Below are 3,216 nucleotides of genomic sequence, written 5' to 3'. Positions count from 1 at the left end.
CGGCATGGGCGGCGAGCAGCGCGGTGAGCGCGCCGAGCGCCTCGGCGGCGAGGAAGCCGGGGCCGGCGAGGATCGCGCCGAGATCCGGCCGGGGGCCCATGATCAGGGTGATCAGCGCCAGCGCCGGCAGGGTGACGGCGAGCCAGCGCGCCAGCAGGCCGGCGGGGGACGGCAGCCGGCGGACCGGCCGGAGATCGCCGGCCAGGGCGGTGATCAGGTCCTCAGTCTGCATCGGTCACCTTCAGCGCCTGGCGCAGCCGGCGGATGGCGCGGTGGGTGGCGACCTTCAGCGCGCCGATGGTCATGCCCGTGGCGGCGGCGGCCTCGGCCAGGGTCATTTCGCGCAGCTTGAGCATCGTCAACACGTCCCGGTCGCGCCGCGGCAGGGCGTCGATCGCCGCGGCGAGGCGCCCGGCATCGAGCGCCCTCTCCTGCATGTCGTTCGTCGCGAGCGAAGGCGAGGTTACGGGCAGGTCGTCGAGCGGGGTCTCGCGCCCGCGGTTGCGGGCCCGGGCGCGCAGCCGGTCGGCGCCGCGCAGGCGGAGGATGCCGCGCAGGAAGGGCTCGGCCGGGCGGGCGGGATCGAACAGATGGAGGTTCCGGTGCAGGGCCAGCAGCGTGTCCTGCACGATGTCCTCGCATTCGCCGCGCCGGCGGCGGGGAAAGCGCGCCGCGCCTGGGCGCGCAGCCAGGGCAGCGCGGCCCGCAGGAGCGCCTCGTAGCTGCGGCGGTCGCCCGCCTGCGCGGCCGCGAGCAGGGCGGCCCAGTCGCGCTGCGTCTGCATGAGGGGATGATGCGCGAGGACGCAGGCGGTGTAAACGCGCGCGCACGCCCGGTGTGTCAACGCGCGCGGGCGTTCAGGGGCCGAGGCCGCCGTGCAGCGGGATCTCCAGCATGGTGCGGGCCTGGAGGGAATGGAACATGATGTCGGTCAGGCCGATGGTGACGACGAAGAGCGGCAGGACGAGGACGAGGGCGACCGTCTTCCAGATCTGCGTCTCGCCGAGGCCGAGGCGGAAGAGGAACAGCGCCTGGGAGACGAGGGCGACGACGGCGAGGCAGCCGGCGCCCGCCATCCGCATCGCCGGCGTGCCGGCGTGGAGCAGCGTGAGCAGCAGGGCGACCGCCATCGCCAGCAGGGCCAGCAGCGTGCCGGCCACGGCGGCCGGCGCGCTGACGAGGGCGATTTCGGGATGGTCGAGCGGATCGGCGTGGCGGGCGGACATCACATCGCTCCCTGGAGATAGACGAAGACGAAGACGCAGACCCAGATCGCCGCCTGGAACTGCCAGAACATCTGCATGTTGAGCAGGCGCGTGACGACCGGGGCGGTGAAGCCGTAGGCGAGGACCTGCACGATCATCACCCCCATCCACAGCAGGCCGAAGATGACGTGCAGCCCGTGGGTGGCCACGAGGAGGAAGAACATCGAGAGGAAGGCGCTGCGTTCGGGCGTGTCGCCGGCCAGGACCAGGGTGACCAGGTCGCGCAGTTCGAGGGCGACGAAGCCGGTGCCGAGCAGGGCCGCGACCAGCAGGAAGCCGGCGGCCGCCGGCCGGCTGCGGCGCTTCATGCCGGCCATGGCGAGGCTGCCGGACAGGACCGCGCCGAACAGCAGGATGGTCTGCCAGAAGGCCTCGACCGGGTGGACGATGGCGCGCGCGGTGGGGCCGCCGGCGGCGTTCCAGGCGTGATCGAGCACGCCGTAGGAGGCGAAGAGGGCGGCGAAGATCAGCGCGTCGCTCATCATGTAGAGCCAGAAGCCGTAGGTCTGCGTGCCGATCGTATCGTGCGCGGGGGGCTCGCCGCGCACCCAGAGGGTGAGATCCGTATCGCTCATGAGAACAGCTCCAGCTCGGCGACCGGCGGGCTGATATGGTCGGCCGAAATGTCGGACAGGTGCTGCCCGGCCTCGTGCCGGCGCAACTCCTCGGCGGTGAGCACGAACTCGGTCTGCCGCACGAAGGAGCGGGCGATGACGACCGCGATGATCCCGAGCAGGGAGAGGCCGGCGAGCCACCAGATCCGCCAGACCATGCCGAAGCCGAAGCCCATGGACAGCGCGCCGATCAGCAGCGGCGCCACCGTGTTCTTCGGCAAATGGATGTCCGCCGTGATGTCGGGCTGCACCGACTCGACCCCGCGCTCGCGCCGCCAGGCCAGTTCGTCGCGCTCGTTCACGACGGGAATGACGGCGTAGTTGTAGAAGGGCACCGGGGTGCGGGTGAGCCATTCGAGCGTGCGGCCGGTGGTCCAGCAATCGGCGCCGGCGCGGTTGCGGGCGCGGTCGCGGATGCTCACCCAGATCATCTTCGCGAAGTAGTAGACCGAGACGCAGTAGAAGAAGATGCCGATTTCCTCGACGATCAGCAGCGGCTCGTAGCCGGGGTTGGAGAGATAGTCGAGCCGGCGGGTCATGCCCATCAGGCCGAGGGCGAACATGGCGCCGAAGACCAGCACGGTGCCCACCGAGAAGGACCAGAAATTCGCGCGCGCCGAGGGCGCGTCGAGATGGAAGCCGAAGAGCTTGGGAAACCAGAAGATGATGGCGCCGAAGATCGCGTAGGCGATCAGCAGCATCATGCAGTGGAAATGCGCCACCACAAACACGCTGTTATGCACCGTGTAGTTGATGGCGGGGATGGCCAGCATCATGCCGGTGAGGCCGCCGACCAGGAGCAGGAACAAAGCGCCCAGCGCCCAGAGCATCGGCGGCTCGAAGCGCAGGCGGCCGCGCCAGAGCGTCAGCGCCCAGTTGAACACCTTCACGCCGGTCGGGATGCCGACGAGCATGGTGGCGGTGCTGAAGAAGATGTTGATCCCCGGCCCGGCGCCCATGGTGAAGAAATGGTGCAGCCAGACGCCCCAGGAAATGCCGCCGATGGCGAAGGTGGCGATGACCATCGTCGCGTAGCCGAAGAGCGGCTTTTCGGCGAAGGTGGGGATGATTTCGGAGATGAAGCCGAAGGCCGGCAGGACGACGAAATAGACTTCCGGATGCCCCCAGATCCAGAACAGGTTGGTGTAGAGCATCAGGTTGCCGCCGAGACCGGCGGTGAAGAAATGGGTGCCGAGATAGCGGTCGGCGCCGAGCATCGCCAGGGCGACGCCGAGGATGGGAAAGGCCGTCAGCGCGATGATGTTGGTCGTCAGCGAGGTCCAGACCACGAAGGGCAGCCGCGACCAGGTCATGCCCGGAGCGCGGAGTTTCACGAT

At 69.5% G+C, this 3,216-nt stretch carries 5 protein-coding genes; all 5 read right to left on the bottom strand.

Annotated elements, in window-relative coordinates:
- A partial coding sequence (locus tag APM_RS16100) for an NrsF family protein (protein ID WP_007424450.1) occupies positions 1-232 on the bottom strand: 232 nt, incomplete at its 3' end.
- On the bottom strand, positions 222-629 hold the full coding sequence (locus tag APM_RS16095) for an RNA polymerase sigma factor (RefSeq protein ID WP_007424449.1): 408 nt from the start codon (positions 627-629) through the stop codon (positions 222-224). The genes APM_RS16095 and APM_RS16100, both read right to left, overlap by 11 nt.
- Before the next feature lie 228 nt (positions 630-857).
- The gene (locus tag APM_RS16090) at positions 858-1,226 is read right to left on the bottom strand and encodes a hypothetical protein (RefSeq protein ID WP_007424448.1); all 369 of its coding nucleotides are present in this window, start codon (positions 1,224-1,226) and stop codon (positions 858-860) included.
- Positions 1,226-1,840 (bottom strand): cytochrome c oxidase subunit 3, encoded by a 615-nt coding sequence (locus APM_RS16085; RefSeq protein WP_007424447.1) that lies wholly within the window; start codon positions 1,838-1,840, stop codon positions 1,226-1,228. Before APM_RS16085 ends, APM_RS16090 begins: the two co-directional genes overlap by 1 nt.
- Positions 1,837-3,216: cbb3-type cytochrome c oxidase subunit I (locus APM_RS16080; RefSeq protein WP_039889005.1), on the bottom strand; the 1,380-nt coding region annotated here is incomplete at its 5' end. The genes APM_RS16080 and APM_RS16085, both read right to left, overlap by 4 nt.

Source organism: Acidiphilium sp. PM, assembly GCF_000219295.1.
GTDB classification, from domain to species: domain Bacteria; phylum Pseudomonadota; class Alphaproteobacteria; order Acetobacterales; family Acetobacteraceae; genus Acidiphilium; species Acidiphilium multivorum.
Note: the sequence above shows the minus strand (reverse complement) of the source record. Positions and strands in the feature narration are given on the sequence as shown.